Genomic DNA, 25,550 nt, shown 5'->3' on the forward strand with positions numbered 1-25,550 from the left:
AAACTGCCTTTGCTGCCTCGCCGAGATTTGCGAGCAACTTGGTGACCGTGCTGCAAGACCAGACAAAGCATCACCTGCGATGCTCCTCAAAAACCGAAGATGGCTTGGGCCGGTTAAGTGCTTCTTTGCTATCGAGATCCAAACTCTCAGGCGAGCAAAAGACGCGGGTCAAGGTAACGCAATCGCAATTGGCGACGGAGACGGGTCTCTCTCGACAGTGGGTCAACAAACTTCTGAAAGAACTCGAGAAACGCGGCTTCGCTGAACGCAAGCGCGGCCATGTTGTTCTCCTCAACCCACTAGGGTTGGAGGGCTTACCGGCGCAGCGCTAATCCGCGTAGACACCTTTGGGGTTTCTCCCTAACGCAATGGGAAACTGGAGCTAAGATGTTCAATATTGCCCGTTGGATTACAGGGAACGGACAACAAGAACGAGGAATCGAGGCAAGTCGCTCGTTCGAGGATGTGTTGTCCGGTTTCTCGATTGAGGTGATGCCTAGAACTGCGCCAAAGATTCTGGATTTTCAGACCATCCTACCGCAACGCACGCGCATCTATGTTGCCCATATCGCTGGCACGCCAATCGAGGACATGGTCTCTACCGTGGCGCGGCTCACATCAGAGGGCTTTGCTGTCATGCCTCATATTCCGGCAAGACTGGTCGACAACAAGAATACTCTTGAAAACTGGTTACGGCGATATCGCGACGCTGGAGCAAAACAAGCATTGTTGGTGGCAGGTGGCATCTCGCGCCCGGTTGGAGACTACGATAGCTCGCTCGCACTCCTGGACTCGGGTCTTTTTGACAGATACGGATTTGAGCGGTTGCACATTGCCGGCCATCCAGAGGGCAATCGGGATATCGATCCGGATGGATCCAGCAACAATGCAATGAAGGCGTTGATTGACAAGCAAAATTTTTCTGACCGAACCGGTTGCGAAATGGCAATTGTCACGCAATTTGCGTTCGAGATCGAGCCGATTGTCGCGTGGGAGCGGCAGCTGCGTGATGCAGGCGTCATGCTTCCTGTTCATCTCGGAATTGCAGGCCCGGCCAAGCTACAAACCATGATTAAGTTCGCAGTCGCATGTGGTGTTGGGCCGTCCATCCGCGTCCTGCAAAGACGGGCGAAAGATGTGGCAAACCTGTTGCTGCCGTATGAACCCATAGAAATATTGCGAGGTCTACAAGCCCACCTGAGAGCGCACCAAGACAGTCAATTGAGCCAAGTTCACATATTCCCGCTTGGTGGGCTCCAGCGCTCCGTCGATTTCGTGCAGCGATATACAGAACCAACTGATGCGGTTGGCAGTCAGCCAGGGCTGAGCTAGCCAAGTTCTCGATGTAAGTAGCAAGCAGATGTGCGGACTATTATGTTGTCGATCATCTGCACTTGTGCTTCGTCTCGATGCGAGATTGAAGTCCAAGTACGATCCCATCACAAGTGTGATGCTACCGAACATCAAACCCGATCTGTTCGCCGAAGCTGGAACCTTAAAATGCGACCTGATCGCCGCCTTTAAGTCCGAGCATTTCGCGTGCGTCGTCTGGTGTTGCGATCTGGTAGCCTTGTTCTTCGAGGATACGGCGCACCTTGAGCACTTGATCAGCATTTGATGCTGCGAGCTTTCCGCGATCCAGGAACAATGAATCCTCTAGACCTACGCGCACGTTTCCACCCAGTTGTGCAGCAACAGGCGCCAGTTTCATCTGCGCGTTTCCGGCTCCCAGTACCGACCAGTGGTAATTGTCACCGAACAACCGATCCGCAGTTCGTTTCAAGAATATCAGATTGTCCAAGTCGGCGCCTATGCCGCCAAGAATCCCCAAAACAAACTGTAAAAATACGGGAGGCTTAAAGAGACCCTGATCCATGCAGAAACGCAGGTTATACAGATGGCCGACGTCATAGCATTCATGCTCGAACTTCACTGAGTGCTCGGTGCCACCGATGGTTTTGGCAACTTCGGCAATGTCTGCAAAGGTGTTGCGAAAAATATTCATATCTGAGCTGCGGATGTATTCTTCTTCCCAATCAAATTTAAAGCTCTGATATCGATTTGCCAAAGGGTGAAATGAGAAGTTTATTGATCCCATATTTAACGAACACATTTCAGGCGAGAAGGTAGTGGCGGGCGCAAGTCTTTGCGTGATGCTCGCGTGAAGGCTCCCTCCCGTCGAAATATTCACCACCGCATTCGTTGCTTGCTTGATCCTCGGAAGAAATCTGGAAAAATCTTTGGGTTCAATCGAGGGAAAGCCGTCGCTCTCGCGACGGGCATGAAGGTGTAAGATCGCGGCACCCGCTTCGTAAGCTTGGATGGCTTGTGTTGCTATTTCCTCTTGTGTGAATGGCAACGCGTCCGACATCGTGGGCGTGTGTACAGCGCCTGTTATCGCACAGGTAATAATGACTTTCGATTTCGGCATATCTTTTCCCAAATTTTCGGTCGATCAGTGACACGACGCGCTTCCTGGATTTTGTCTAGTAGAGGTGGCATCGCACCGAATGGTCTGGCTTGACCTCAACAAGTTCGGGCTCCTTGGTGCGGCACAGATCCGTTGCGTGAGGACATCGCGTGGAAAAACGGCAACCTGGCGGGACATTCAAAGGAGATGGCACCTCACCGGACATTTCGACCCTGTTTCGGGTCGCATTCGTATCAACCTTTGGAATTGCTGCCAGAAGGCGTTCTGAATAGGGGTGAAGCGGCTCATTCAGGACACTCAGTGTCGGACCTTCCTCAACGACCTTGCCGAGATACATGACACCAACCCGGTCACAGATGTAGCCAACTGTCGCAATATCATGAGAGATGTAGAGAACGGCGAGCCCGAGTTGGCGTGACAGAGTTTCCAGAAGCTCAAGCACGCCCGCCTGCACCGACACATCCAGCATTGACACCGGCTCATCCGCCACGATGAATGACGGTTCCATAACAAGAGCACGCGCAATGGCCACCCGCTGGCGCTGACCGCCGGAAAGATCGCTAGGATATCGGTGCAGATATTCCTGCGCTGGAAGGCGAACGTGCCCAAGTGCACGCGCTATCTTTTCAGCTCGCTCTGCATCATCACCGATTTTATGGATCAGCAACGGTTCTTCGACTAATTGGCCGACAGTCAAGCGTGGATTCAGCGAAGAGTATGGGTCCTGAAAAATGATTTGCGCACGGCCGCGATAGTTCTTGAGCTCTGCGCCGGTGATGTGCGTGACAGGTTTACCGGCGAATTTTATCTCGCCTGAAGTCGGTTCGTGCATACGCACCAGCGTCATCCCGAAGGTTGATTTGCCACACCCACTTTCGCCAACAAGCCCAGTCACGGACCGTTCGCGGATAGAGATATTCACACCGTCCAACGCTCGGACGGCCTGTTTGTTTGCTGAAAAAATCGCCTGGAGCAGGCCCGAATTCGCCGAAAAGTGTGTTTTGAGATCTAACGCCTCGACAATGATCTCGTCGGCATCGCCTTCCTTCACGTGATCCCCTCCATCGCGTTCCATGTTTCTGCTTCGGCTGCCTTCCTGCGAAACTCTTCGGCCCGGGACGGGTAATGACATGCCGCGACATGTGAAGACGCCTTGATGTCGATGATTGGATCCTCGGTCGTGCATCGTTCGGTCGCAAACGGACAGCGCTGCGCAAACCGGCACCCTTTGGGTGGGCTCAATAGATTCGGCAAACCGCCACGAATTGAGATTAAGGGCGGTCGGACGCCGTCTCCGGAAGGCATCCTGGGGAACGCGTTTTCCAGACCCATGGTGTAGGGGTGCAGCGGTTTCGTCAGCACGGTTGCCGTCGGCCCGTACTCTACAATGCGTCCCGCATACATGACCGCAACCATCTCGCAAGTTTCGGCCACCACCGCGATATCGTGCGTCACCAAAATCATCGAACGATGCAGCGACTTCTGCAATGCCTGGATCCGCGCCAAGACTTGATCTTGCATGATTGGATCCAACGCGGTTGTGGGTTCGTCGGCCAGAAGAAGTCCTGCATTCAGACTAAGCGCCATAGCGATGACGGTGCGTTGGCGCATCCCGCCAGAAAACTGGTGAGGATACTCACGAAGGCGCGCGGCCGGCAGGCCCACCATAGCGAACAGCGCTTCAGCTCGCTTCCAAGCCGTCGCATAAGAGGTGCCAACATGCGCACGAATGGACTCGACGATCTGATCGCCAACCCGGACAACCGGATCAAGTGAGTTCATTGCGCTTTGAGTGACCAATGCGATCTGCGTCCATCGCACTTTCTGCAACTGTTCTGCGTTCATCGCGATCAGATCAGCACCGTTGACGAGAACCCGACCAGAAAGCGCAGCGTCTTCGGGCGTAAGTCGCATCAGTGCTTTAACGACAGTGCTTTTCCCGCAGCCCGATTCACCAACCAGCCCGAGGTTGGATCCCGGAGCCACTTCGAAACTGATGTTGTCGACCGCATGGAACGAGCCCTTGACCGTTTTGTAGGTCACCGCCAAATCAAGGACTTCAAGATGAACGGATGGTTTTTCATCCAGTTGTGCTTGCAATTGTTCAAATGTAATCGCCACGACTAGCGCCTCCTTAGCCGGGGATTGTTCAGTTCTTCATATCCGCGCCCAATCAGGTAGATGGATGAAATGAGAACCACCAATGCGATCGATGGCGGCGCGACCCACCACCAAGCTGTTCGCAAGCTGCCGCTCACGAACGCCGTGTTCAGCATCTGGCCCCAACTCACTGCCGTAGGGTCGCCGAGGCCTAAGAAACTCAGGCTTGCCTCGGTCAGAATGGCGAAGGCAACGGACATCGTGATCCAGAGGAAAACGATCCGGAACACGTTCGGCAGGATATGATTTATGATGATGTGGAAATGTGAGGCACCAGCCGTTCGCGCCCACTTCACATAGATTTTCTCGCGTTCTGTGAGCACGGTTGACCGGATGATCCGTGCACCGTTTCTCCAGAATAGGACGGTAATCACCAGGATGATGTTTTCGATACTAGGCCCAAGCAGACCGACAGCAACAATTGCAAAGGGCAATGTTGGGATCGACAGCGCAACATCGGTCAGCCGCATCAACAGGTCGTCGATGACCCCACCGAAGTAGCCGCTGATGATGCCGATAAGAGTGGACACAAATCCAACAGCAAGCGCAGCAACAACGCCCACCACAAAGGCCAGCCGAAACCCCATGATCAGCTGCGAAAAGACGTCGTGGCCAAAGGTCGTCGTGCCCAACCAGTGATCTATGGACGGAGGTTCCAGTCGGCGCAGGCGTCCTGCTTCGCTCAGTGACGACTCGAAGGGCGGATAGGGTGCCAAGTAAGGGGCAAATATCGCAACAACGGCAAACAGGAAAAAGACAATCATGCCAATGCGCGCACTGCCATCCTGCCACAACATTGCGACCGGGTTTAGCATTCGGTGACGCAGACCGACATTTGCAGCCTTGTTTGTGAGTGTTGGAGTTTTAGCCATGCTTCGCTCGTGAATAAGCGACCCGTGGGTCAAGTTTCGTGTAGGTGAGGTCAGCGGCAAGGTTTGATAGAACGATCAGAAGAGCCATCAATATGAATGCAGCTTGTGCAAGCGGATAGTCCTGTCGCGTTACTGCCAGGACCAACTCCCGCCCAACACCTGGCCAGGCAAAGACGATTTCGATGACGATAAGACCAGCAACCGTTTCCGCGAGAGCTGGAAAGAGCCACGTCACAAGTGGCAGTAGTGAATTGCGGCCCGCATGCCACGCCACACGTGGCTCGGAAACGCCTTTGGCGCGGACCAGTTCGATGTAGTCTTCGGTCCTGCTTTCGACGACGCCGCTTCGCATCAAAAGTAGATTTTCCGGCAAAAAGAAAATGATCACCGCCAGCAGCGGCAAGAATAGATGATGGAGAAACTCAAACGTGAAGTAGCGTTGACTGCCAGCAGCATCGCCGGGATCGCCCATGCCGAACGCCGGGAACCAACCAAGCCAACTTGAAAAGACCGCAAGAAGGGCAATTCCAACGATGAAACTCGGCGTGCCTCGGGCAATGGTGGCGACGAAGATGCCGATGTTTTCAATACGGCCGCCCCGTTTGGACCACCCCACAACCATGCCCAGACCGGCTCCAATCAACGCACCCAACAAAAGTCCCGGTATTGCCAGAATCAGAGAGTTCACAATGAGGGGCAAAAGAACATCCCAAACGGGCTGACGATAAAAGAATGACTCCCCAAAGTCGCCGACCGCGAGATTTCCAAAGTATCGGAGATATTGATCCCAAAGAGTTCCGGTCAGGCCCCATTTCTCCAGGAGTGCTTGACGGGCCTCTTCCGGCATTCCCCTATCGACGAGCATTGCAGTCGGGTCAGACGGCATTATCCGAAACATCACAAACATGATCGAAGTGACGACGAAAACCACAAAAAGCGATTGCACATTCCGACTAATGAGATACGCGCGCACCCAATGGCTCCTGACTTGACACGAGTTCGTTTGCCCTGCTTGAGAGGCTCAAGTCGGCCTGACACAAGCCGCGGCTCCAGGCAGTTGCGGGCCAGCCTTTCAAAGCAGGAGCCGGCCCGCGTTCGATCCGTTAGTTTGGGGGGGGATAGTGCAGCCGTCCCTGGCTGTCCCAGCCATAGCCCGCTTCTTCCAGGATTGCGCGAGCGCCTTCTATGTCGAAAGCGTCAGGCTTGACACTTTCGTCATGCCAGAGGGCAAGCTGATTTGGCACAGGCCCGGCACCGGCCGGGATGAAGAAGCCCTGGAAAGCTTCAATGCCGACGCGCTGGTTGTGCGTTGCCATGCGAAGGGCCTTCCGGAAAGCGAGATCTGTAAACGGCGCTTTTTCATTGTTGACCCAGACCAGCTGAGACGCATGCGTCGGCAGCTCAATGAAATCCAGATGGTCTTCCCTTGCGGCGAGGTCGCTCATTGCTGCCACAGGCAGCACCGCGGTCGCAATATCACCGTCGCCTGCCTGAAGCGCTGCGCTGATCGCATCGGACTGACCCAAGGCAAGCCGTCGCACACCATCATATTTCGGCGCAGCGAAATGCGCGGTATGCGTCGACAACTCGTGAACCTCATTGGGGCGCCAGGTTTCGAACTTGAACGGTCCGCTTCCGATGACTGCGTTATCCGCCACAATGTCACGATCGACAAAGTCACCGCTATAATCGGCCCAGACGTGTTCCGGCAGGATAAACAGAAACGTCAGCGCGGTCGGAACAAATGCTGAGTCAGATGACTTCAACTGTATGTCGAAGGTGTAATCATCGACCTTTTCGACATTGGCGATGTTTCCTAGGCGAGCGGCCATCGCAGGGGGCTGTATTTCGACAACCTTGTTCAATGTGAATACGGCGTCATCCGCCGTAACAGGCTCTCCATCGTGGAACGTCATGCCCTCTCGCAGCTTGACCCGGAGATTTGTTTCATCCGTAAATTCCCAGGACTCGGCCGCCCAGGGGACAATTTCACCAGACGGGTCATTTTTCGCAAAAGTATCGAAGACAAAGCGTACCCAGCCGACGGCACCTTCCTCAGCCATTGGATTGTATCCGCTTACGTCTTCCAAATAAGCCCAGTCGAGAATGCGATCATCTGTCAAAGGCTCAGCTGAAAGCCAGGGACGCACCGGGTCTTCATGAGGGGCGAGCGGCGCGGGGCTGCTGATATTGCCCCACTTTTCGCTGTTCCAAACCATACCATAGACATAGTGGGTGACCGGCCACCAAGGGGCCTTCTCATGGTGATAATTCTGAAGCTGGTTGACAGTCTTAATTCGCTCGTCGAGATCTATCTGGGTTCGCTGCAAGGAAGCCAAAGCGGAGTATTCTTCGTCGCACCACTTTGAAGCGTTGCGCCTCTCGCCACATGCAGAGGAATCGGACAACCAATAGGTAGGGTCCGTACGGTCTGGGTCCGCACCGACTGCAACAACCGCCATATCTTCGAGGCCCCCACCCACATTAATCGTGGCGACAAACGTGCCGAATTGGATGGGTTGCAGTTCGAATTCTAAACCTAGTTTCGCCCACTCGGACGAGAGGATCCGAGCAGATTGCTCGTGTTCGATACCAATATCCGCAGCGTAGTAAACCAGGCTAATCGGCGGCACAGGTTCGCCAAGTTCCTCAGCATTTGCTGCACTCAACGCGCCGAACGACGCAAGTAACACGGTCCATTTTACGATTGATTTGGATTGCAAAGCTTGTCCTCCCAAAAACGCCAACGCCCTTCATCGCGTTCGCCAATCAGAGTGCATGTATAAAACATATAAAAATACGCAATACAAGATTTTATGCATAAAAATGGAAATTACCTATAACTCTTGCGCAAATCCATGGAACTATGGTAACGACGGCGACGATGAGGCGGCTCCCCTGCGCGTCACGCGAAAGGAAGTTTCAACGACCTAGTCTCGTGAAGAGGACACGAATGGCAGAAACGTTCACCGAGTTGATAGCTAGCTCCGCCCGCGGAACTCTCACGGAGCAAGCTTTGGAGACGCTCCAAAGGGACATTCTTTCTGGAAAGCTAAAGCCAGGTGCGAGGCTAGGGGTAACAGAGCTTGCACACACGTATGGGATTGGAACGACGCCAATCCGCGAAGCGCTGTCCCGATTGTTGTCGAAGAACCTGATTGTTGCCACGGAAAGAAGGGGCTTCAGGGTTCGTGAGATGAGCTACGAGGATCTTCGAGATATTACATTGACGCGTTTCGTGATCGAACGAGAGGGGCTTCGTCTTTCAATGAAGCAAGGCGATGACGAGTGGGCCGCATCCATTATTGCAAGCCTTCACAGACTGCGACTGCTTGTCCGCCGCCAACAAGAAGGGGAGAGTCTTGGCGGTCCTGAGTTCGACGACTTGCATCAGCAATTCCACGCATCCCTGTTGTCCGCGTGCGATTCACCACGATTGATGAGTCTTGCAGACAACCTATATCTCCAAGCTTATCGCTATCGGGCCACGATGATGGATAGCTGGACGGATCCCCAACAGTTCATTGCTGCGCATGAAGCCTTGGCGAACGCCGTCACGGAGCGCCGCGAAGCTGAAGCAATTTCCTTGTTGGAAGACCACCTCACAACGACGCTTCGGCATGTTTATGAGCGTGAGAAGAATACGAAAACTGACTAGGTTTCGTGACGGATCACTGTTCAGGCTCCGAGCACGTAAGCCTGGATTTTCGGTGAGTCGTAGGAACCTGTTTAGGTTGTCAGAACCGCTTGGTCCATAAATCAGCATTTCGCATGCGCAGACCCAACGCAGCAGGATCATATAGTGCGATACCCATTTTGAGTTCTCCTTCGGCCACCATTGGCCGTCGGAATAATGCGCAAACGCAAAGAGTGATGGGCCGTGATGAGAGTGACCGGTTAGGGCATTCCCAAAACCGTGGTGGACAATCGTCCGCACTCATCAGGAGCGCGCGTGTGGCTCAAAACGGACTTTCATTCTTTTGTTGGCTCTACACGTCGGCTAGCGGCCACAGGGCTGGGCATAATGGCGGCCGCTAGTCGACGTACAAGCGTTAAGAAACACCGTACCACATATCTCATCGACCCCGTTCACTTGGCAAAACGGGGCATTCGACCAATCAGCGTCTGGGTGTAGCTGTGTTGAGGATGTTCAAATAAGGCTTCTGTTTCCGATACTTCCACGAGGTCCCCAAACCGCATCACGCCGACCCGGTCACACATTTGCCTGATCACCGGAAGGTCATGGCTAATGAAGAGAAGGGTCAGCTTCAACTGGTCCTGGAGGTCCTTTAAGAGATTGAGAATCTGTGCCTGGATGGAGACATCGAGCGCACTGGTGGGTTCGTCGCAAATCAGGAACCGAGGCCGTGTAGCTAGCGCGCGTGCAATTGAAATCCTTTGGCGTTGCCCGCCTGAAAACTCGTGCGGGTATTTTCGGGCGGCGTCTTTGCCAAGTCCTACCAGTTCCAAGAGATCGGCCACGATTTCGCGGCGCTCCTTCCCGTTTTCGGCGAGCTTGTTAACAAACATCGGCTCAGCCACGATTGCGCCGATCTTCATGCGTCCGTTCAGGGAGGAATAAGGGTCCTGAAACACCATCTGGATGTCTTGCCGCACTTGCTGTTTTTCTTTGGCATTCTTTGTGTTGATCAGATCGTGGCCGTCGAACTCCATCTCGCCGCCCGTCGCAGGATAAATACCGGTAATCACACGTGCGACCGTGGACTTTCCTGAGCCGCTCTCACCAACAAGCCCAAAGGTTTCGCCGGCCTTTACATCGAAACTGATGTCTTTGATTGCGTCCAAGTATTTGCGGTTGCTCGGTCGGATCGCGCCTTTGATGAGGAACTGCTTTCGCAGACTGCGGACTTCGAGCAGGCTGCCTGAACTCGTTTCGTAAGCGCTGCCACGGCCCAGCCAATGACTTTGCAAATCGAAGTCCTGCAAGGCACTGCCATCACTTTCTGCGATTGCGACCTTGGGGAAACGATCGATTTTCTTGTTCGACGGCGGAACGGCGGCAATCAGAGACTGAGTATAGGCTTCTTTTGGCGCGTTCATGATTTGCGAAGTGTCACCAAGTTCGATCAACCGGCCACGATACATGACCGCAACCCGGTCGGCCGTCTCTGCAATCACACCCATGTCGTGGGTCACTAGGATGACACCCAGCTTGCGGCTCTTGCACATGTCTTTTATCAGCTGCAGGATCTGCGCCTGAATTGTAACGTCGAGCGCCGTCGTCGGCTCGTCAGCGATAATCAGTTCAGGTTCGACGCAAAGCGCTAGAGCGATGACCACACGCTGACGCATTCCGCCCGAAAACTGATGCGGGTATTGTTTGATCCGCACAGACGCCTCTGGAATACCGACCTGTTCAAGCAATTCAACGGCACGTTTTCGCGCTTCAGACATGGAGACATCCAAGTGCGCCAGGATTGTCTCGACAAGCTGGAACTCTATTGTCTCGATCGGGTTGAGCGACGTCATCGGGTCCTGAAAGATCATGCCGATCCGCTTGCCGCGGATGCTGCGCATGTCAATTTCGCTAAGTTGATCAATTCGCTCGCCGTTCAGCCGGACCTCTCCCTCAGACATCCGCCCGGGCGCTTGCAGCAATCCCATGACCGCGTTGCCGATGGTCGATTTTCCGGCGCCGGATTCGCCGACAAGGCCCAGGATTTCGCCTTCGTTCACGTAGAGACTGACATCGTTCACCGAAGTGAAAACACCATGCCGACCCGGGAATTCAACGCGCATGTTCTTAATATCGAGAAGGGCCATGTCAGTCGTCCAATTTCGGGTTGAGCGCATCTCGAAGCCAGTCGCCCAAAAGATTGACCGAGAGTGCAAGCATCAGAAGCGTCATGGCAGGGAAGAACAGGATCCACCATTCTCCCGAGAACAGGTAACCCTGTCCGATCCGTATGAGAGTACCAAGCGAGGGTTCCGTAGGCGGTGCTCCAACACCCAGAAAGCTGAGTGTCGCTTCGGCAATGATCGCCAGCGCAAGCGAAATTGTTGCAATAACCAATACCGGCGACAAAACATTGGGAAGGATATGACGGAAAACAATGCCGAGCGGGCCGCGGCCAATAAGGATAGCGGCTTCCACATATTCCTTTTTCTTTTCGACCAGCGCCGCCCCCCGCACGACGCGCGCAAACTGAACCCAGTCAGAAAGACCAATCGAAACGATTAGGACCCATATCGCCATTTGGTCGCGAAGGTGAACGGGGGTAAAGCCTTTGGCGATCCCAAAGACGAGCATCGCAACAAGTATCGACGGAAAGGTCAGTTGCACGTCGGCGATCCGCATGATGATTGCCTCGACTCGCCCACCGGCATAGGCGGACGTCAGTCCCAGAATGATGCCGATGACCAACGCGAAAATCACTGCGGCAAAGCCGACGAACAGGGAAATCCGCATCCCGTATAGGATCGTCGAAAAGACATCCCGCCCTTGGTCATCCGCCCCCATCAGAAAACTGTCGCCCGTAAGAGCGTTGGGTACCATCGGTTGGGAAAATCCGTTCATCAGATTGAGGCTGCCTGGATCGAACGGGTTGTAGGGTGCCAGTAACGGTGCAAAGACAGCAGCAAGGATCAACGTGACGGCAACGACGAAAGAGATGATTGCCACGGGTGAGTGTCGAAACGACCAGAACAGATCGCTCTCGAATGCGCGTTTAACCATGTCCATGGGTTTAGTGTCCCTTGCTTTCGCGAAGCCGGGGGTCAATGGCCAAATAAGCCATGTCAACCAGGAAGTTAATGCCGACGAACATGACGGATATCAGCATCAGATAGCTGGCCATCACGGGTATGTCGACGAATTGGATCGAGTCGATGAACAAGAGGCCGACGCCCGGCCACTGGAACACTGTTTCGGTGATGATCGAAAAAGCGATGATGGAACCGATTTGGAGACCAGCGACCGTGATGACGGGGATGAGTGTATTCTTTACGGCATGTCGGAAGTTGATCGCCTTCTCCGGTAAGCCGCGCGCGCGGGCGAACCGAATGTAATCCTGGCGCAAGACTTCTGACATTTCGGACCTCACCAGCCTCATGATCAACGTCATCTGGTAAAGCCCCAGCGTGATCGCCGGCAGGATGAGTGACTGAATGCCGGTCCACGTCAGCAATCCCGTGTCCCACCAGCCAAGGTCGATGACGTCTCCACGCCCAAAACTTGGCAACACCTTAAGTTCGACTGAGAAGACGTAAATTAGAAAGATGCCGATGAGAAACGTCGGAAGCGACACACCCACCAACGAGGATGTCAGGATGAAGTTTGTCATGACACCCTTGCGCCGGATCGCGGTAAATATGCCAAAAAGGATTCCGAAGGTCATGGCTAAGAGCGCCGAGACAAGAGCCAGTTCGAGCGTTGCGGGTAGACGCTCGAGAATGATCTCCAACGCGGGGCGGCCTTGCCGGAAACTCACGCCCATATCGCCTCGCAACGCGCCGGAAATGAAATCCCAGTATTGAACCAGAAACGGGTCGTTCAGGCCCAGTTGCTCCCGGAGCCTTTCAACTTCGGCCTCAGTGCGCTCCTGGCCCAACATGTTTTCGACTGGATCGCCGACAAATCTAAACATGGCGAACGCCACCAACCCGGTCACGAATAAAACGAGAACCGACTGAAAGGCGCGTTTCAGGATATGCGATATCATGATGCCCTCGAGATCGATCTGACGCGGCCCAAATTGCTCTTGGACCGCGCCGGGAGGATTAGTTGAATTTGAAATACTTGAACTTCGGCGAATCTTCCGGGTCGACGACGGTTTCAACCTTGTTCGCCATACCCCAGTTCAGAACCTGGTGGTGGACAGGCAGGTAAACGACATCCTCCTGCACCTGTGCCCAAATCTCGGCAATTGTCGCGTTGCGTATTTCCAGATCGGTTTCCGAGGCCAAAGAGACGATCTTCTCGTCGATCTCTGGGTTGGAATAACGGGTCCCGTTCCAGGTGCCGATCTCTTCCTGTTTGGAGTGGACAAGGAAATTGAAGATATACTCCGAGTCATAGGTCGGGACCCCCCAGCCCAACATGTAGAAGTCGGTTTCAAGGTCAGGTATATGTGGGAAGTGCTGCGCTTTTGGCAGCGACTCTAGCTGAACTTCGATACCGATCTGCGCCATCATGCCGACAGTTGCCTGACAGATTGCCTCGTCGTTAATGTACCGATCGTTCGGGCAGTTCAAACGCACCGAGAACCCGTCACCGTAGCCGGCTTCTTCCATAAGCGATTTCGCGGTGTCGATGTTGTTTTCCGGGATAGTATCAAGCGCTTCGGTCCAACCGTTGACAAACGGCGGCATCACGGCACCGGCCGGGATCGACTGGCCACGCATCACGATCTTCTGGATTGCTTCGCGGTTCAGAGCCATGTTCATGGCCTTGCGCACACGTGCGTCGGCAAAGGGATTTGCACCCTCGATGTTATCGGTTGTCAGGTCAGCATCACCTTGGTTGATCCCGAAGAAGATAACCCTGTTCTGTGGCGCCTTGATCACCTTCAGGTTCGGATCGCTATCGACCCTGGCCAGATCCTGCACCGGCACGTCCTGCGTGAAATCCACTTCTCCCGACAGCAAGGCTGCCACGCGGGTCGCTGGGTTCTTGATCGGGGTATAGTTGATCTTGGTGACTTCAAGCGGGAATTCGGCCTTGCCCCAATAACCATCGAAGCCTTCCAGAACTGTCCTGTTGTCAGGAACTCGGCTGATCAGCTCGTAGGGTCCGGTCCCATTGGTATTGCGCGATGCAAAGGTTGCTTCGCCGGCTTCGAAATTTTGAACTTCAACGGTGTTGTTTGCTTCTGCCCAACCTTTGTCGATGATGAACAGGTTGGTGAGATTGGCGGGCAACAGCGGGTTTGGACCGTTGGTCTCGATCTCAAGAGTATAAGCGCCAGATGCGCGAACTTCCTTGACTGAAGATAGCAATTCTTTCATGGCGCTGTTAGGTGTCATGGCGCGATTTAACGAGAATTCAGCATCCTCGGAATCGAAGTCTGCGCCATCGTGAAAGGTCACGCCTTCCCGCAGTTTGAACACCCAGACGTTGGGATTGTCAGGACTCGGAGTCCATTCGGTGGCTAGTCCAGGTACGATTTCACCCGTCATGTCCCGTAAAAGCAGAGGTTCGTAGATCTGGTGTGCCAGCGCGTGCGTCGGTCCCTCATTCTGAGCATGCGGGTCAAGCGTGAGGCTGTCGCCGGCGCGAGCCCAGTTCAACGTTTCGGCGGAAGCAAAGCCGGTTGTCGCCAAAAGCAACGCCTGAGCCGCAATTATGAGTTTTTTTTGCATAGTTCCCCTCTTAGTTTGAACCCCTGTTCTCCAGGGCAAAACGCAAAGACGTCAGGGCGCGGCAACTGCGTCACAGCCTGATTGTGATCCCCCTTCATTCGCCCTAAAATGCGAGGGTGGTGCTTCTTCCTGCGGCACAAGCAGTGCTCGTTCGGATGGCAATCGCGCGCAAATCGTAAGATTCGGAAGGCAAGTTTGACGAATGCGAAATAGTCATGGCCTATGAGTGCGAGGAAAACCGTTGACCTTCAGACAGTTGGAGATTTTCCTCGCGGTTGTGCGCATGGGCACGGTGTCGGCTGCAGCGGACTCAATGGGAGTGACCCAATCCGGAGCAAGCCGAATGATCTCCGAGCTTGAGAACAATGTTGGTTTCGCGCTGTTCTTTCGCTCTGCGCGCGGTGTGGAGTTAACCGCACAGGGGCGCGCGTTTTACGAACAGGTGGAAAGACATTTTGCCGGCGTTGACGCACTGAAAGACGCCGTTCGTCTGATCCGCTCCGGGATTAATCGTCGGCTACGGCTTGCCTGTCTGCCCACACTCTCCACCGCGATTTTACCCGGCGCAATTCGTAAGCTCCACGCCGAGCGCCCGGACATCGCGATAGAGATTGAAACCGCGACGTACAACGAAAGCCTGAGTCTGCTGAAATCGCGACGTGTGGATGCCCTGCTGTCATTCCTGCTGCCCGAGTTGGATGGAATTCAAACCTTGAAACTGGCTGAAGCCGCTTATGTCTTTGCTGCGTTCAAAGGCCACCCACTGACAGAAAAGAAAAAGGTCACGTCAGACGATCTCAAGGGCTACGAAGTGCTTGGTTTGATCCCGAATCCTGCGGCCGACCGCGGCATGGATCGGGCGGAGACCGTTCGCGAAAAGCATATGTCCGATGTCAACAAGCGTATCTGGTGCCAAACTTCGGCGACGCGATACTCGCTTGTTGCAGCCGGGCTGGCAATATCAGTTGCGGAACCGTTTGCTGCACCGCTTTTTCGCCCTATGGGTGTTGTCGTTCGGGAATTGGTTCCAAGGGTGACGCTTCAATATGGTTTTTCAGCACATTCGGATATCTGGGATGCGCCGGAGATCGCACTCTTCAGAAAAGTGCTGGCAGAAGAGTTGCAGGAATTTGCTGAGCACGAAAACGCGGATATTGAAGTCGCAAATCCAAGCTAAGCTTCGGCTCGCAAAGTTCCTGCGCGCTGCTTAGCCGTCAATCTCGTCAAGTCAAAGAGGCCCTCATGACCAATTTGTTGGTTCACACACGTGGCACGATCAGCATGGTCAACGGTCCTCATGGTTTCCAGCCGAAAACCGGAGTTGTCGAAGACTTTGTAAATCGGGAGTTGCGCGAAAAGCTTCGTGGCCATGAAATTGATGTGTGCGTTCTTTCCCCTCTCATCGACAGTGCAAACGCCAATCCATCGGATTGGAACCGAATTGCACAGCTGATTTCCGAAACTCATGAACGCTATGAAGGATTTGTCATAACGCACGGCACAGACACCTTGGCCTATACATCAGCGGCGCTTTGCTTTGCCTTGGAGGGCCTTGCCAAACCGGTCGTTCTAACGGGATCTATGCTCCCTTTGACGGTTGAAGGCAATGATGCAGCGTCGAACATGTTGGGTGCATTTCAATGCGTTCTCGAAGCCCCATCCGGCGTCTGGGTCTTTTTTTCTGGTCGCAGACTACACGGAGCCCGTTTCTACAAAACCCATTCGCGCAAGCATGACGCTTTTGGGTCGATGGCAAGTGATCGCGAGTCAATATGGCGTTCTCCCGAGCTTGCATATCACGCTGCAGAATCTGCAAGGGTCGGTGTTATTGCCGTCGCTCCGGGAATGATAGAGAGCGTTCTTCAATTCGCGGCAACGCAGTGCGATGGGCTCGTGCCTCGGTGTTACGGTTCAGGCACCGTCTCGGAAACTCAAGCGTTCCGTGAGGCTTTGATCGCTGCGAAAAACAGGAATGTCCCTGTCTTAGCGGTCAGCCAGTGCCCTGAAGGAGGAATAGCACTCGGAACTCACGCGGCTGGTGCGGTGCTGGTTGAATGTAACGTGATCGACGGGTGTGAAATGACCCTCGAAACTGCATATACGAAAATGGTTTTTGCGTTATCAATACACTCCGCCTTGGAGCACAAGAAAGCATTTCTCGAAACATCGATTGCTGGCGAGATTTAGAGGTGCGATTGGCAGCTTCGTCAGGAGTTTACGACTTTGGTACAGGGGCCGCAAAAAAGTTACACCGGCGGTGTCAAGTGAGACCGATGCGGAGGTTTTAAACTGCTTAAGGGTTCATAGCCCTGCAACCTTGAACAAGGGCCCCGCTTGCGCTGCCACTTGCATTGCCATCAGTCCTCCTGCGAATGGCTGTGCGGACAATTGGGTGTGACTTAAGAACCGGCGCTGATTTGTGACAAACAGATGGTTCCCATCAAAACCTCCCAGGCATGGCATTGTCGGTCGGGTTACGGGAGCTGGAATGCGCTGCAACTCGTCACCATTAAGCGAGATCTGTCGAATGTCACCCTCGCCAATGAGAGCAATCCAGAGATTCCCGTGACAGTCAAAACAAGCGCCGTCCGGGTGTTCACCTGTACCAAATTCGGTGATTGTTCTCCGTGTGACGAGCTCGCCGGTCGCTTTGTCACTGGCAAGATATTCAAGCTTTCGGCTGGGAGTATCCACAAACGTAACGCCACACCCGTCTGGGGATGGAGCGATCGCGTTCGGCACAACGATATTTTCCTGGACGATCTGAATCGAACCATCTCGGTCCCTGCGATACAGCCTGCCAGTTGCGCAGCCCTGACCCGTCATGTCCATCGAACCGAACCAAAGGCGTCCTGCTGCGTCCGGTTTGCCGTCATTAAGTCGAACGGTGACACGATCTGCTTCAACTTCGCAGATGCGCTCCAGTTTTCTTGTCTCCGGTTCAAAAAGATAGAGTCCGTTTTCCAGTCCGACAACGAGCCGTCCGCTTTCTGCATGTGTTACGAAACCGGGTTGCCAGGGAAGGGGGGTCGCCGCCGTCGTCCCGTCCAAAGTCGTTCTCAAGAGGCGTTGTGCTTGAATGTCGATCCACCAAACACAGTCTCGCGCTGGATCCCAGAGCGGCGATTCCCCGGTAATCGCCATTGGATTGGTCAGCAACTCGAACGCCATGTTAAAGGTCAAACCTGCCCGCGGGCAGACCTTTAACGTCACCTTCGATCCGAATGAGATTCCCAGATTGCGGCGCAATTGCCGAGTAGCCTGCCGGCATTTTCAGATAGGTCGACGTTACTATGAGGGTGTTTAGCTCGGGCCCGCCGAATGTCAGTGCCGTCGGCATCGGCACGGGTAAGTCGACTTTTTGTTGTAGCGACCCGTCTGGTGCAAACCGGTTGACCGACCAGCCGCCATACATTGTCGCCCAAATGAAACCGTCGCTGTCGACAGCGATTCCGTTGGGGTGGCCGATGTCTCGTGAACCCTGCACAAGGATCTGCCGTTGGCCGAGGCTTCCGTTTGCGTCTATCGGATATTTGCAAAGTGCGCCGATGCTGCCGTCAGAGATGTAAAGGCTCTTGCCATCTGGCGAGAGAGCGGGGTTCTTGGGCAGGCCCGCATTTTCCAGCATGACGTCGACGGATAGATCGGGGCTAATTTTGTAAAGGCTGCCGTATCCAGTGGTGTTGTCCAAAGGCATGGTGCCCACCCAAAGGTTGCCTTCCCGATCAAGACCGGCCGAATTGAACCGGTTGTCAGGCTTATCTTCTTCCGGGTCAAAGAGAAGAGTGGTTTGGCCGTTCGACGGGTCAAAAAGCTGAATACCCTGGCGACCGGCCAGCAGGAGCCGACCGCTTCGCGTGAGCGAAAGGCCACCGGTCAGGTCTTCCAGAATGACGCGGCTGGGATGTAGTCCGCCATCATCCAGCCAGCGCAATGCCGGTGCGAGGATGTCCAGCCACCAAAGGCGTTTGTGCTTTGAGCACCATACCGGGTTCTCTCCCATAAAGTCGCGACCGGTATTCAGGACTTGCAGTCCTGGACCGCTAGAAACTGGTTTAGGAGGGAGTTCGGTCGAATTGTCTGTGGTGGTGACATTGCCTGACGCACGCTGCGCTGCCTCCCTTACCAGGCGACCGGTTTCATGCAACTCTTCCGCTGTTTCGGTGCTTGTTTCGTAATGACAGCACAACGCGGCGACGGGATATCCGCTCGAATCGACGATTGCAGAGGCAACGGATTGGTCATCACCTTTTGAAAGGGCGTATCCGAGCGCCTTTACCTGACCTAACGCTGGATTTGCCTTGCCATTACTTTCCTTGTGCGGAAGGCGCGCCGCAATGGCCAGTCCAGGTGCGGAGGTCGCAGCCGGTATTCGCGGCCAAACCCTGACAACGCGGGCGCTTCCGGCATCTGGATCTTCGAAGTAGAGAACAAAAACGAACTCACCGTCCTGCACGTAGAGGCAGCAAGGTCTGTTCAACGAGCGCGATAATCGAGCGATTTCCGGTTTTGCCGCACGAATAACTGACGACTGGTCGATCGTTCGCCGGGCGAGGTCGAAGACCTTTGAACCCAGTGAATACCGTTTGCCGTGTTCCTCGAAGCGGACCAGATCCCGGCTTTGAAGCGCCGCTAGTAGTCGGTGGAGCGATCCTTTGGGAATATCAAGAGCTTTCTGCAATTCTGCAAAGCGCATTGGGGCGGGGGCGGCACCGATTGTCATGAGGACATCGAGGCCACGGACCAATGCCTGTGCGCCCGGCACTTCGGCGGCGGGTTTATCCATGAACGGGTCGCTGTGTGTCATGGAGCGAAACTATTTTCATTCACACGCGCGTTCAAGTTTAAATTTGATACATATTGACAGATGCTCTTAAAAATGTTCCGTATCATGGAACAAAAAGAAAATTGAGGTGAGAAAATTGAGTTTTTTGGAAACTCAACCACGATGCACGATTGTACGCGTTGACGGCTATCAGGTTCAGATTTCCGGCAAAACGACCTGGGTGTTCCTGTGTCTGGGCTTCTCATCCGGCGTCAACGGCTGGGGAGAGGCGACGCTTTTTGGCGCAGAGCGTGAATTGGAAAGCCTGCTCAATCGCTTGCAGGAAAGTCTGCGTGTCGAACCTGCTCAAGATATAGCTGATCTTATCGGGCGCTTTCGCCAGGCCAATATGTCAGGTGCGCGCGCAACTTTTGCCTCAGCCCTGGAACAAGCCTGGCTACACGGCCTCTCTCAAATGGCTTCGGTACCACTTTATTGTCTGTTCGGAGGTGCGGAGCGTGAAAACGTTTCCTTTTATGCCAACATCAACCGCGGAATAGCCGACAGGTCACCGAAAGGCTTTGCGGAGCAAGCGGAAAAGGCGTTGGCGTCAAGCGGTGCGCAGGCGGTTAAGATCGCACCGTTCGATGGGTTGCGCTGGGATAGCACACCGCTCAGACAGCAGGCGAAGCTGATCGATAACGGTTTACAGCGCATTGCAGCTGTTCGGGAGAAGCTTCATGCCGGTCAAAAACTGCTTGTTGATTGCCACGCCCGCTTCAACCCATATCTGGCGCGCTCGATATTCTGCGACCTCGGTGCGCTCGGAGTCTTCTGGGTCGAAGAACCTTGCGCAATGGCATCATTGTCCGGGCAGGAACAGCGTTCCCTAAGGCAATCCGCTAATGCGTCGGACCTGATGCTCGCTGGCGCTGAAACAGTTTCGAACCTAGCGGAAATGGAATTAGTCCTTGCCGGCGAAGGTCACGATGTTGTCCTGCCCGACATTAGAATGACCGGTGTTGCAGACGGTATCGCGATGTTGCGGCTGGCAGCAGCAAAACAGATTGCCTGTAGCCTTCACAACCCGGTCGGCCCCGTGCTTGATGCTGTTTCCACCCATGTCGCTGCTGCATTGCCTTCCTTCCTGATCCTGGAACGCCAGGTCGGCGAAAGCGCGAAATTCGATGAGATACGCGGGTCCGAAACTAACGTCTCCAGCGGTTCGGTCACTGTGGACCGTCAACAAGGGATCGGCTTTTTCCCAGACGAGAATGCGCTTGATCCGCTCGATGTCAGACAGCTCGAAACTGCGTTGAGCTTTGCCGGTATGAGCGGCGCCGGTCCGGACGCCTAGGAGTGAAATGAGTATGACAGGTAAAGTCTCATCTTCAGAGTTTGCCGGACATCGCGTTTTAGTCACCGGGGGAAGCCGTGGTATCGCCGCCGAACTTTCCTACCAGCTCGCGATGCGCGGCGCGAATGTCGCGGTGAATTTCAGTGCTGCGGCCGACAGCAGCTTTGGCCGTGCGGAAGCAGCGCAGGTGCTTGTCGACCGGATACTGGCCGATGGCGGCAACGCCATCTGCGTCGAACAAGACCTGATGCAGGCAAATGGAGGTATCCTGTTGGCGGAAAGGGCCCAGGAAACCGCTGGCCCGATCGATACACTCGTTCTCTCCGCATCCATCCAGTATCACGTTCCGTTTTTGCTTCAGTCGCCAGCAGACGTCTCCGACCAGATCCGGATCAATCTTCAGTCCAACATTGAACTTCTGCAGACGCTCATGCCGAAAATGGCGTCATCAGGCTACGGGCGCATACTTGCGATCGGCTCGGTTCAGGAGGTTGCGCCCTCGCCGGAAATGCCGATCTACGCCATGACCAAGGCGGCGATGAAGAACCTGATCGAGAACCTCGCCATTCAGGCGGCGCCCAAAGGCATCATGATCAACAACATTGCTCCAGGCCTCATCCAGACCGACCGCAACGCATTCCGGCGGAGCAACCCTTCCGACTGGGACAAGATGCAATCCAAGGCAAATCCGGTCGGGCGCGCGGGCCAGCCCCAGGATTTGACCGCGTTGGCGCTGCATCTGCTGAGCCCTGAAAACACCTTCACGACCGGGGCAACGATCTATGCCACCGGAGGGGGGCATCTTCCAATTGGCACGGGAGAATACGCTGAACTCATTTTACCACAAAATATTGAAAGTAAAAGGAAAAATCTGAAAATCTCGTCGTAGGACTCGACATTTCTTGGGAGGAGGAACATGAGCATCTTGAAGAAATCCTGTTTGGCCGCATTGGCGCTGGTCTTAGGTGCGAGCGTCGCGTTGCCTGCGCTTGCACTCGATAAGGTTGACCGTGAGAAGACATTGATACTGATGCCTGATGACGGTGGCGCACCGCAGTTCCGCAATCCAGGGCAGTTGAACCCCTACCTGCCGTCAAACTTGACCTTCCGCTGGTCCGGCGGACCGATCATGGAACCGCTCTTCTACTATAATTCGCTCAAGGACGAGATCATTCCTTGGGTCGCGGAGAGCTTCCAAAATAATGACGAATTCACGGAAGTGACGGTCAAACTACGCGACGGGGTTAAGTGGTCAGACGGTGAGCCATTCACGGCTGACGATGTTGTTTTCACCTACAATATGCTTCTTGAAAACGGCAAAGGCTCCGGTGGACTCATGCATTCCTCAGATGTTGCCGACCGGGTGGCGTCGGTGACAGCCCCTGATCCGATGACTGTGTCTATCAAGCTGACGCGTCCCGACAGCCGTTATGCCTACCGCCACCTGATCAACCATTTCGGTAAGGGCCTGTTCTGGCTGCCCGAACACGTATGGTCCGGCAAGGACCCTCTGACATTCAACAACTATGCGGAAGACGGCAGTCTTCCCGTTGTGACCGGCGCTTGGAAGATCGTCCGCTCGACGCCGCAACAGATTATTCTCGATCGCCGGGACGACTGGTGGGGTGCTGAAACCGGCTTTCGCGATCTGCCGGACGCTGAACGTGTCATAAATATACCCAAAACAGGGCATGACCGCGCCGCGCAGCTTGTTGTCGCCGGTGAAGTCGACATGACCGGGGATCTCGTATCGGCACCGCTTACAAAAAGCGTGGTCGAGGGTGCAGACCACGTTACAACCTTTTCCGGAGACGTGCCGCCCTACGGCAATCTCGACTGGTGGCCGAACTCTCTCTACATGAACCACAAAACCGGGACCTGGGATGATGTTCGTCTCCGCCGCGCCATCAACTACTACATCAACCAGCAGCAATTGGTCGATATCGCCTATCTCGGCGCCAATCCGGTCAGCCGCACGCCATTCCCGGCGTTCGGGTCGATGGCCCCCTACATTGAAGACAGCATTGAACTTGCCGATAAATTTGAGATCGGCGTGTTCGATCCAGCCAAGGGCGACGCATTGATGGATGAGATGGGCTACGTCAAGAATGGCGACGGCATGTGGGAAAAAGACGGCAAAACCATTTCCGGATCGTTCCATGGCCTAGCGCTCTTCGAAGCTGTTGGTCCGATTATCGCCCAGCAGCTCCGAGATGCAGGGATCGATGTGGAGTTTCAAACTAATACCGAAAGCCGCGGCCTGATGGTCGAAGGCAAGACGGAGTTGTCGATCTTCGGACATCGCGGTGGCGTTGCCGATCCCTATGACACGCTGGATCTTTACCACTGTAAAAATGCGGTTGAAGTTGGCAAACCGCTGCTGATCCTCGATCGCTGGTGTGACGAGGAATACTCAAAGATCGTCGATCAGATCGGTTTAATCTCACCGGATGACCCGCAGATGCGCCCGCTCGTCAAGAAGGCCATGGAGATCTGGTACGAGAATGCCGTTGAGGTTCCGCTGAACCAATGGGTGCACCGGATCCCGTACAACACAACGTATTGGGATAATTTTCCCACGACTGAAAATCCGTACATGCAACCGGCATTCTGGTTTGCTTCCGGGCAGTTTGGTTACGTGTTGCATAATCTCGAAGCCAAGCAATAGCCTGGTTTCCGCCGGCCGTGTGTCCTGCGGCCGGCGGAACATCAGATGATGGACGGTGGCATCGATGTATCTGATTTATCTGACGAAACGGTTGGTAATGCTGTTTCTTGTCGTGGTGACCGCCGCGACGTTGAATTTTTTCATTCCGCGTTTGAGCGACAAGAGCCCGGTCTTGGAAAAAATCACCGAGATGTCAGAGAGTTCTGCGCCCGGTAGCGTGAACATGCAGGAGCTGCTCGTCATTTTCAACGAGCGCTTTGGTCTCGATAAGCCACTGCTTCAGCAGTATTTCGATTATCTCGGCGATATGCTGACGTTGGATCTGAACTATTCCATTACAAGTTATCCAACTCGCGTGGCGGATATGATCCTGGCTGCTCTGCCATGGACTCTCGGATTGATGGTGACGTCTACGCTAATTGCTTTCTTGGTCGGTTCCGTCCTCGGTGCGCTCACTGTTTGGCGCAAGGATCTGAAGCTTTTGCAGTTCTTCGTTCCAGTGGTGATGGTTTTCTCTGCCATCCCGTTTTACCTGATCGGGCTGATCCTGATTTATTTTGTTGCCTATAGAGGTGGCTATTTCCCGATCGGTGGAGGTTACTCGCTCACCGCGTTCCCAGCGTGGGACTGGGAGTTCGCATCCGACGTTCTCTACCACTCCATTTTACCGGGTACATCGATCGTCATTGCGTCAATCGGAATCTGGGCGCTGGGCATGCGCGGCATGATGGTTACTGTGCAAGGCGAAGACTACATGAATTTCGCGGAAGCTAAGGGCCTTAAAAGCCGCCGAGTGTTTCTAAGGTATGCTGTCCGAAACGCCGTTTTGCCTCAGGTCACGCAACTTGCGCTGTTCATGGGGCAGTTGGTGACCGGCGCAATCCTCGTCGAGATCGTTTTTGGATATCCAGGCATGGGCAGCTTGCTGCTGCAGGCCGTCGACTATCTCGACTACTACACAATCTACGGTATCGTCTTCGTCCTCATTCTGGCCGTTGCCGTATCGATGCTGATCCTGGATCTCATTTATCCGCTTCTCGACCCGCGCACGCGGCATCATCGTGCCTGAGGATATCCGGATGACTTTGGCAACAATGGCTTCAGAAAATCGTCAGGCTCGAAGTCTTGATTATGTGAAGGGGTATCTCGCCCGCAATCCTTCGCTTGCGATCGGCATCGTTTTGGTTGGCTCTTTGGTTCTGTTTTCCTTCGTCGGAAGCTTTTTCGTCGACGCGCGCATGGCCCGGCCGTTGTCGGCGGCACCGTCACAACCGCCAAGTCCCGAGCTTCTGTTTGGAACCGATACACAGGGCCGCAACCTCTTTGCCGTCTTGGTCTACGGAACCTGGCTAACGGTGCAGCTTGGCCTGATCGCAGGAGCAATCGGTATCCTGGTTGGTGGCAGCCTCGGGTTCATGTCCGCCTATTTCGGAGGCTGGACCGACCGGATCATCAACTTCTCGACCGATGTTCTGCTGACCGTGCCGGCGCTTCTTGTGCTCGTCATCATCGCCTCAGCCTTCAGGGAGGGCATGACGCCGACAATGATGGCTCTTATCATTGCGGCGCTGGCCTGGCGCCGTCCGGCGCGCCAGATCAGGGCGCAGGTCCTGGTAATGCGCAATGCGGGTTACGTCGACACGGCCCGGATATCGGGCGCCGGGCCCTTCGAGATCATCTTCTTTGAATTGGTGCCCAACCTGATGCCGTATCTCGTCGCGTCTTTCGTCACTGCCGTGTCGGCCGCCGTTCTCGCCTCGATCGGCTTGGAGGCCATGGGGCTCGGTCCGCAAAATGCGCCGACCCTTGGCATGAGCATCTACTACATGATGAACTTTTCCGCTTTTCTTTTGAAAATGTGGTGGTGGATCATTCCGCCGATCGCGGCTCTGATCATTCTTTTCGTAGGGCTATATCTCATCAACACAGGCCTCGACGAATTGGCCAATCCGCGCCTGCGCAGGAGGGCCTGACCT

At 54.5% G+C, this 25,550-nt stretch carries 22 protein-coding genes; 10 read left to right on the plus strand and 12 right to left on the minus strand.

The features are described from left to right. Positions 1-47 precede the first annotated feature (47 nt). Both RBB47_RS31005 and RBB47_RS11230 read left to right on the plus strand, forming a co-directional pair. Complete coding sequence (locus tag RBB47_RS31005) at positions 48-332, plus strand: helix-turn-helix domain-containing protein (RefSeq protein WP_371932772.1); 285 nt, start codon at positions 48-50, stop codon at positions 330-332. Positions 333-387: 55 nt separating this feature from the next. After that, entirely contained in the window at positions 388-1,332 is a 945-nt protein-coding gene (locus RBB47_RS11230) for a methylenetetrahydrofolate reductase (RefSeq protein ID WP_305985885.1), read from the plus strand. A gap of 163 nt (positions 1,333-1,495) precedes the next feature. Here RBB47_RS11230 and RBB47_RS11235 read toward each other — a convergent pair whose 3' ends face one another. The 6 genes from RBB47_RS11235 to RBB47_RS11260 form a co-directional block, all read right to left on the minus strand. Further along, on the minus strand, positions 1,496-2,431 hold the full coding sequence (locus RBB47_RS11235; RefSeq protein WP_305985886.1) for a 3-keto-5-aminohexanoate cleavage protein: 936 nt from the start codon (positions 2,429-2,431) through the stop codon (positions 1,496-1,498). 55 nt (positions 2,432-2,486) lie between these two features. Then, the gene (locus tag RBB47_RS11240) at positions 2,487-3,506 is read right to left on the minus strand and encodes an ABC transporter ATP-binding protein (protein ID WP_305985887.1); all 1,020 of its coding nucleotides are present in this window, start codon (positions 3,504-3,506) and stop codon (positions 2,487-2,489) included. Then, on the minus strand, positions 3,479-4,552 hold the full coding sequence (locus tag RBB47_RS11245) for an ABC transporter ATP-binding protein (protein WP_305985888.1): 1,074 nt from the start codon (positions 4,550-4,552) through the stop codon (positions 3,479-3,481). The genes RBB47_RS11240 and RBB47_RS11245 overlap by 28 nt, the downstream gene beginning before the upstream one ends. A 2-nt stretch (positions 4,553-4,554) precedes the next feature. Then, complete coding sequence (locus RBB47_RS11250; RefSeq protein WP_305985889.1) at positions 4,555-5,463, minus strand: ABC transporter permease; 909 nt, start codon at positions 5,461-5,463, stop codon at positions 4,555-4,557. After that, positions 5,456-6,436, minus strand: coding sequence for an ABC transporter permease (locus RBB47_RS11255; protein ID WP_305985890.1), 981 nt, complete (start codon positions 6,434-6,436; stop codon positions 5,456-5,458). The genes RBB47_RS11250 and RBB47_RS11255 overlap by 8 nt, the downstream gene beginning before the upstream one ends. A 130-nt stretch (positions 6,437-6,566) precedes the next feature. Continuing rightward, positions 6,567-8,186, minus strand: a complete 1,620-nt coding sequence (locus RBB47_RS11260) for an ABC transporter substrate-binding protein (RefSeq protein WP_305985891.1) — start codon at positions 8,184-8,186, stop codon at positions 6,567-6,569. A gap of 230 nt (positions 8,187-8,416) precedes the next feature. Here RBB47_RS11260 and RBB47_RS11265 point away from each other — a divergent pair, with 230 nt between their 5' ends. Next, complete coding sequence (locus RBB47_RS11265; protein ID WP_305985892.1) at positions 8,417-9,121, plus strand: GntR family transcriptional regulator; 705 nt, start codon at positions 8,417-8,419, stop codon at positions 9,119-9,121. Positions 9,122-9,552: 431 nt separating this feature from the next. On the opposite strand, the gene RBB47_RS11270 is transcribed toward RBB47_RS11265, so the two are convergent. The 4 genes from RBB47_RS11270 to RBB47_RS11285 are packed head-to-tail and all read right to left on the minus strand — an operon-like array spanning position 9,553 to position 14,784. Continuing rightward, the gene (locus RBB47_RS11270) at positions 9,553-11,247 is read right to left on the minus strand and encodes an ABC transporter ATP-binding protein (protein WP_305985893.1); all 1,695 of its coding nucleotides are present in this window, start codon (positions 11,245-11,247) and stop codon (positions 9,553-9,555) included. Position 11,248: 1 nt separating this feature from the next. Then, entirely contained in the window at positions 11,249-12,166 is a 918-nt protein-coding gene (locus RBB47_RS11275; RefSeq protein WP_305985894.1) for an ABC transporter permease, read from the minus strand. Positions 12,167-12,170: 4 nt separating this feature from the next. Then, complete coding sequence (locus RBB47_RS11280) at positions 12,171-13,145, minus strand: ABC transporter permease (RefSeq protein WP_305985895.1); 975 nt, start codon at positions 13,143-13,145, stop codon at positions 12,171-12,173. Between the two features lie 58 nt (positions 13,146-13,203). Then, positions 13,204-14,784, minus strand: a complete 1,581-nt coding sequence (locus RBB47_RS11285; protein ID WP_305985896.1) for an ABC transporter substrate-binding protein — start codon at positions 14,782-14,784, stop codon at positions 13,204-13,206. Between the two features lie 241 nt (positions 14,785-15,025). Here RBB47_RS11285 and RBB47_RS11290 point away from each other — a divergent pair, with 241 nt between their 5' ends. Next, positions 15,026-15,961 carry a LysR family transcriptional regulator gene (locus RBB47_RS11290; RefSeq protein ID WP_305985897.1) on the plus strand — a complete coding sequence of 312 codons (936 nt, stop codon included), beginning with the start codon at positions 15,026-15,028 and terminating at the stop codon, positions 15,959-15,961. 65 nt (positions 15,962-16,026) lie between these two features. Further along, positions 16,027-16,971 carry an asparaginase gene (locus RBB47_RS11295; RefSeq protein WP_305985898.1) on the plus strand — a complete coding sequence of 315 codons (945 nt, stop codon included), beginning with the start codon at positions 16,027-16,029 and terminating at the stop codon, positions 16,969-16,971. A gap of 114 nt (positions 16,972-17,085) precedes the next feature. Here the strand turns inward: RBB47_RS11295 and RBB47_RS11300 are convergent, their stop codons facing one another. Next, entirely contained in the window at positions 17,086-17,955 is an 870-nt protein-coding gene (locus tag RBB47_RS11300; protein ID WP_305985899.1) for an SMP-30/gluconolactonase/LRE family protein, read from the minus strand. Between the two features lies 1 nt (position 17,956). Beyond that, positions 17,957-19,570, minus strand: coding sequence for an SMP-30/gluconolactonase/LRE family protein (locus tag RBB47_RS11305; protein WP_305985900.1), 1,614 nt, complete (start codon positions 19,568-19,570; stop codon positions 17,957-17,959). Between the two features lie 136 nt (positions 19,571-19,706). Here RBB47_RS11305 and RBB47_RS11310 point away from each other — a divergent pair, with 136 nt between their 5' ends. From RBB47_RS11310 to RBB47_RS11330, 5 genes are all read left to right on the plus strand, one after another. Further along, positions 19,707-20,906 carry an enolase C-terminal domain-like protein gene (locus RBB47_RS11310; RefSeq protein ID WP_305985901.1) on the plus strand — a complete coding sequence of 400 codons (1,200 nt, stop codon included), beginning with the start codon at positions 19,707-19,709 and terminating at the stop codon, positions 20,904-20,906. A gap of 13 nt (positions 20,907-20,919) precedes the next feature. Continuing rightward, positions 20,920-21,795 (plus strand): SDR family NAD(P)-dependent oxidoreductase, encoded by an 876-nt coding sequence (locus RBB47_RS11315; protein WP_305985902.1) that lies wholly within the window; start codon positions 20,920-20,922, stop codon positions 21,793-21,795. Between the two features lie 27 nt (positions 21,796-21,822). After that, positions 21,823-23,574, plus strand: coding sequence for an ABC transporter substrate-binding protein (locus RBB47_RS11320; protein WP_305985903.1), 1,752 nt, complete (start codon positions 21,823-21,825; stop codon positions 23,572-23,574). A 64-nt stretch (positions 23,575-23,638) separates the two neighbouring features. Next, positions 23,639-24,643, plus strand: a complete 1,005-nt coding sequence (locus tag RBB47_RS11325) for an ABC transporter permease (RefSeq protein ID WP_305985904.1) — start codon at positions 23,639-23,641, stop codon at positions 24,641-24,643. A 10-nt stretch (positions 24,644-24,653) separates the two neighbouring features. Beyond that, a complete protein-coding gene (locus RBB47_RS11330; protein WP_305985905.1) occupies positions 24,654-25,547 on the plus strand; it encodes an ABC transporter permease in 894 nt (297 codons plus the stop codon). Positions 25,548-25,550 lie beyond the last annotated feature (3 nt).

Origin of the sequence: Roseibium sp. MMSF_3544 (assembly GCF_030732845.1) — a bacterium.
Taxonomy (GTDB): Bacteria; Pseudomonadota; Alphaproteobacteria; order Rhizobiales; family Stappiaceae; genus Roseibium.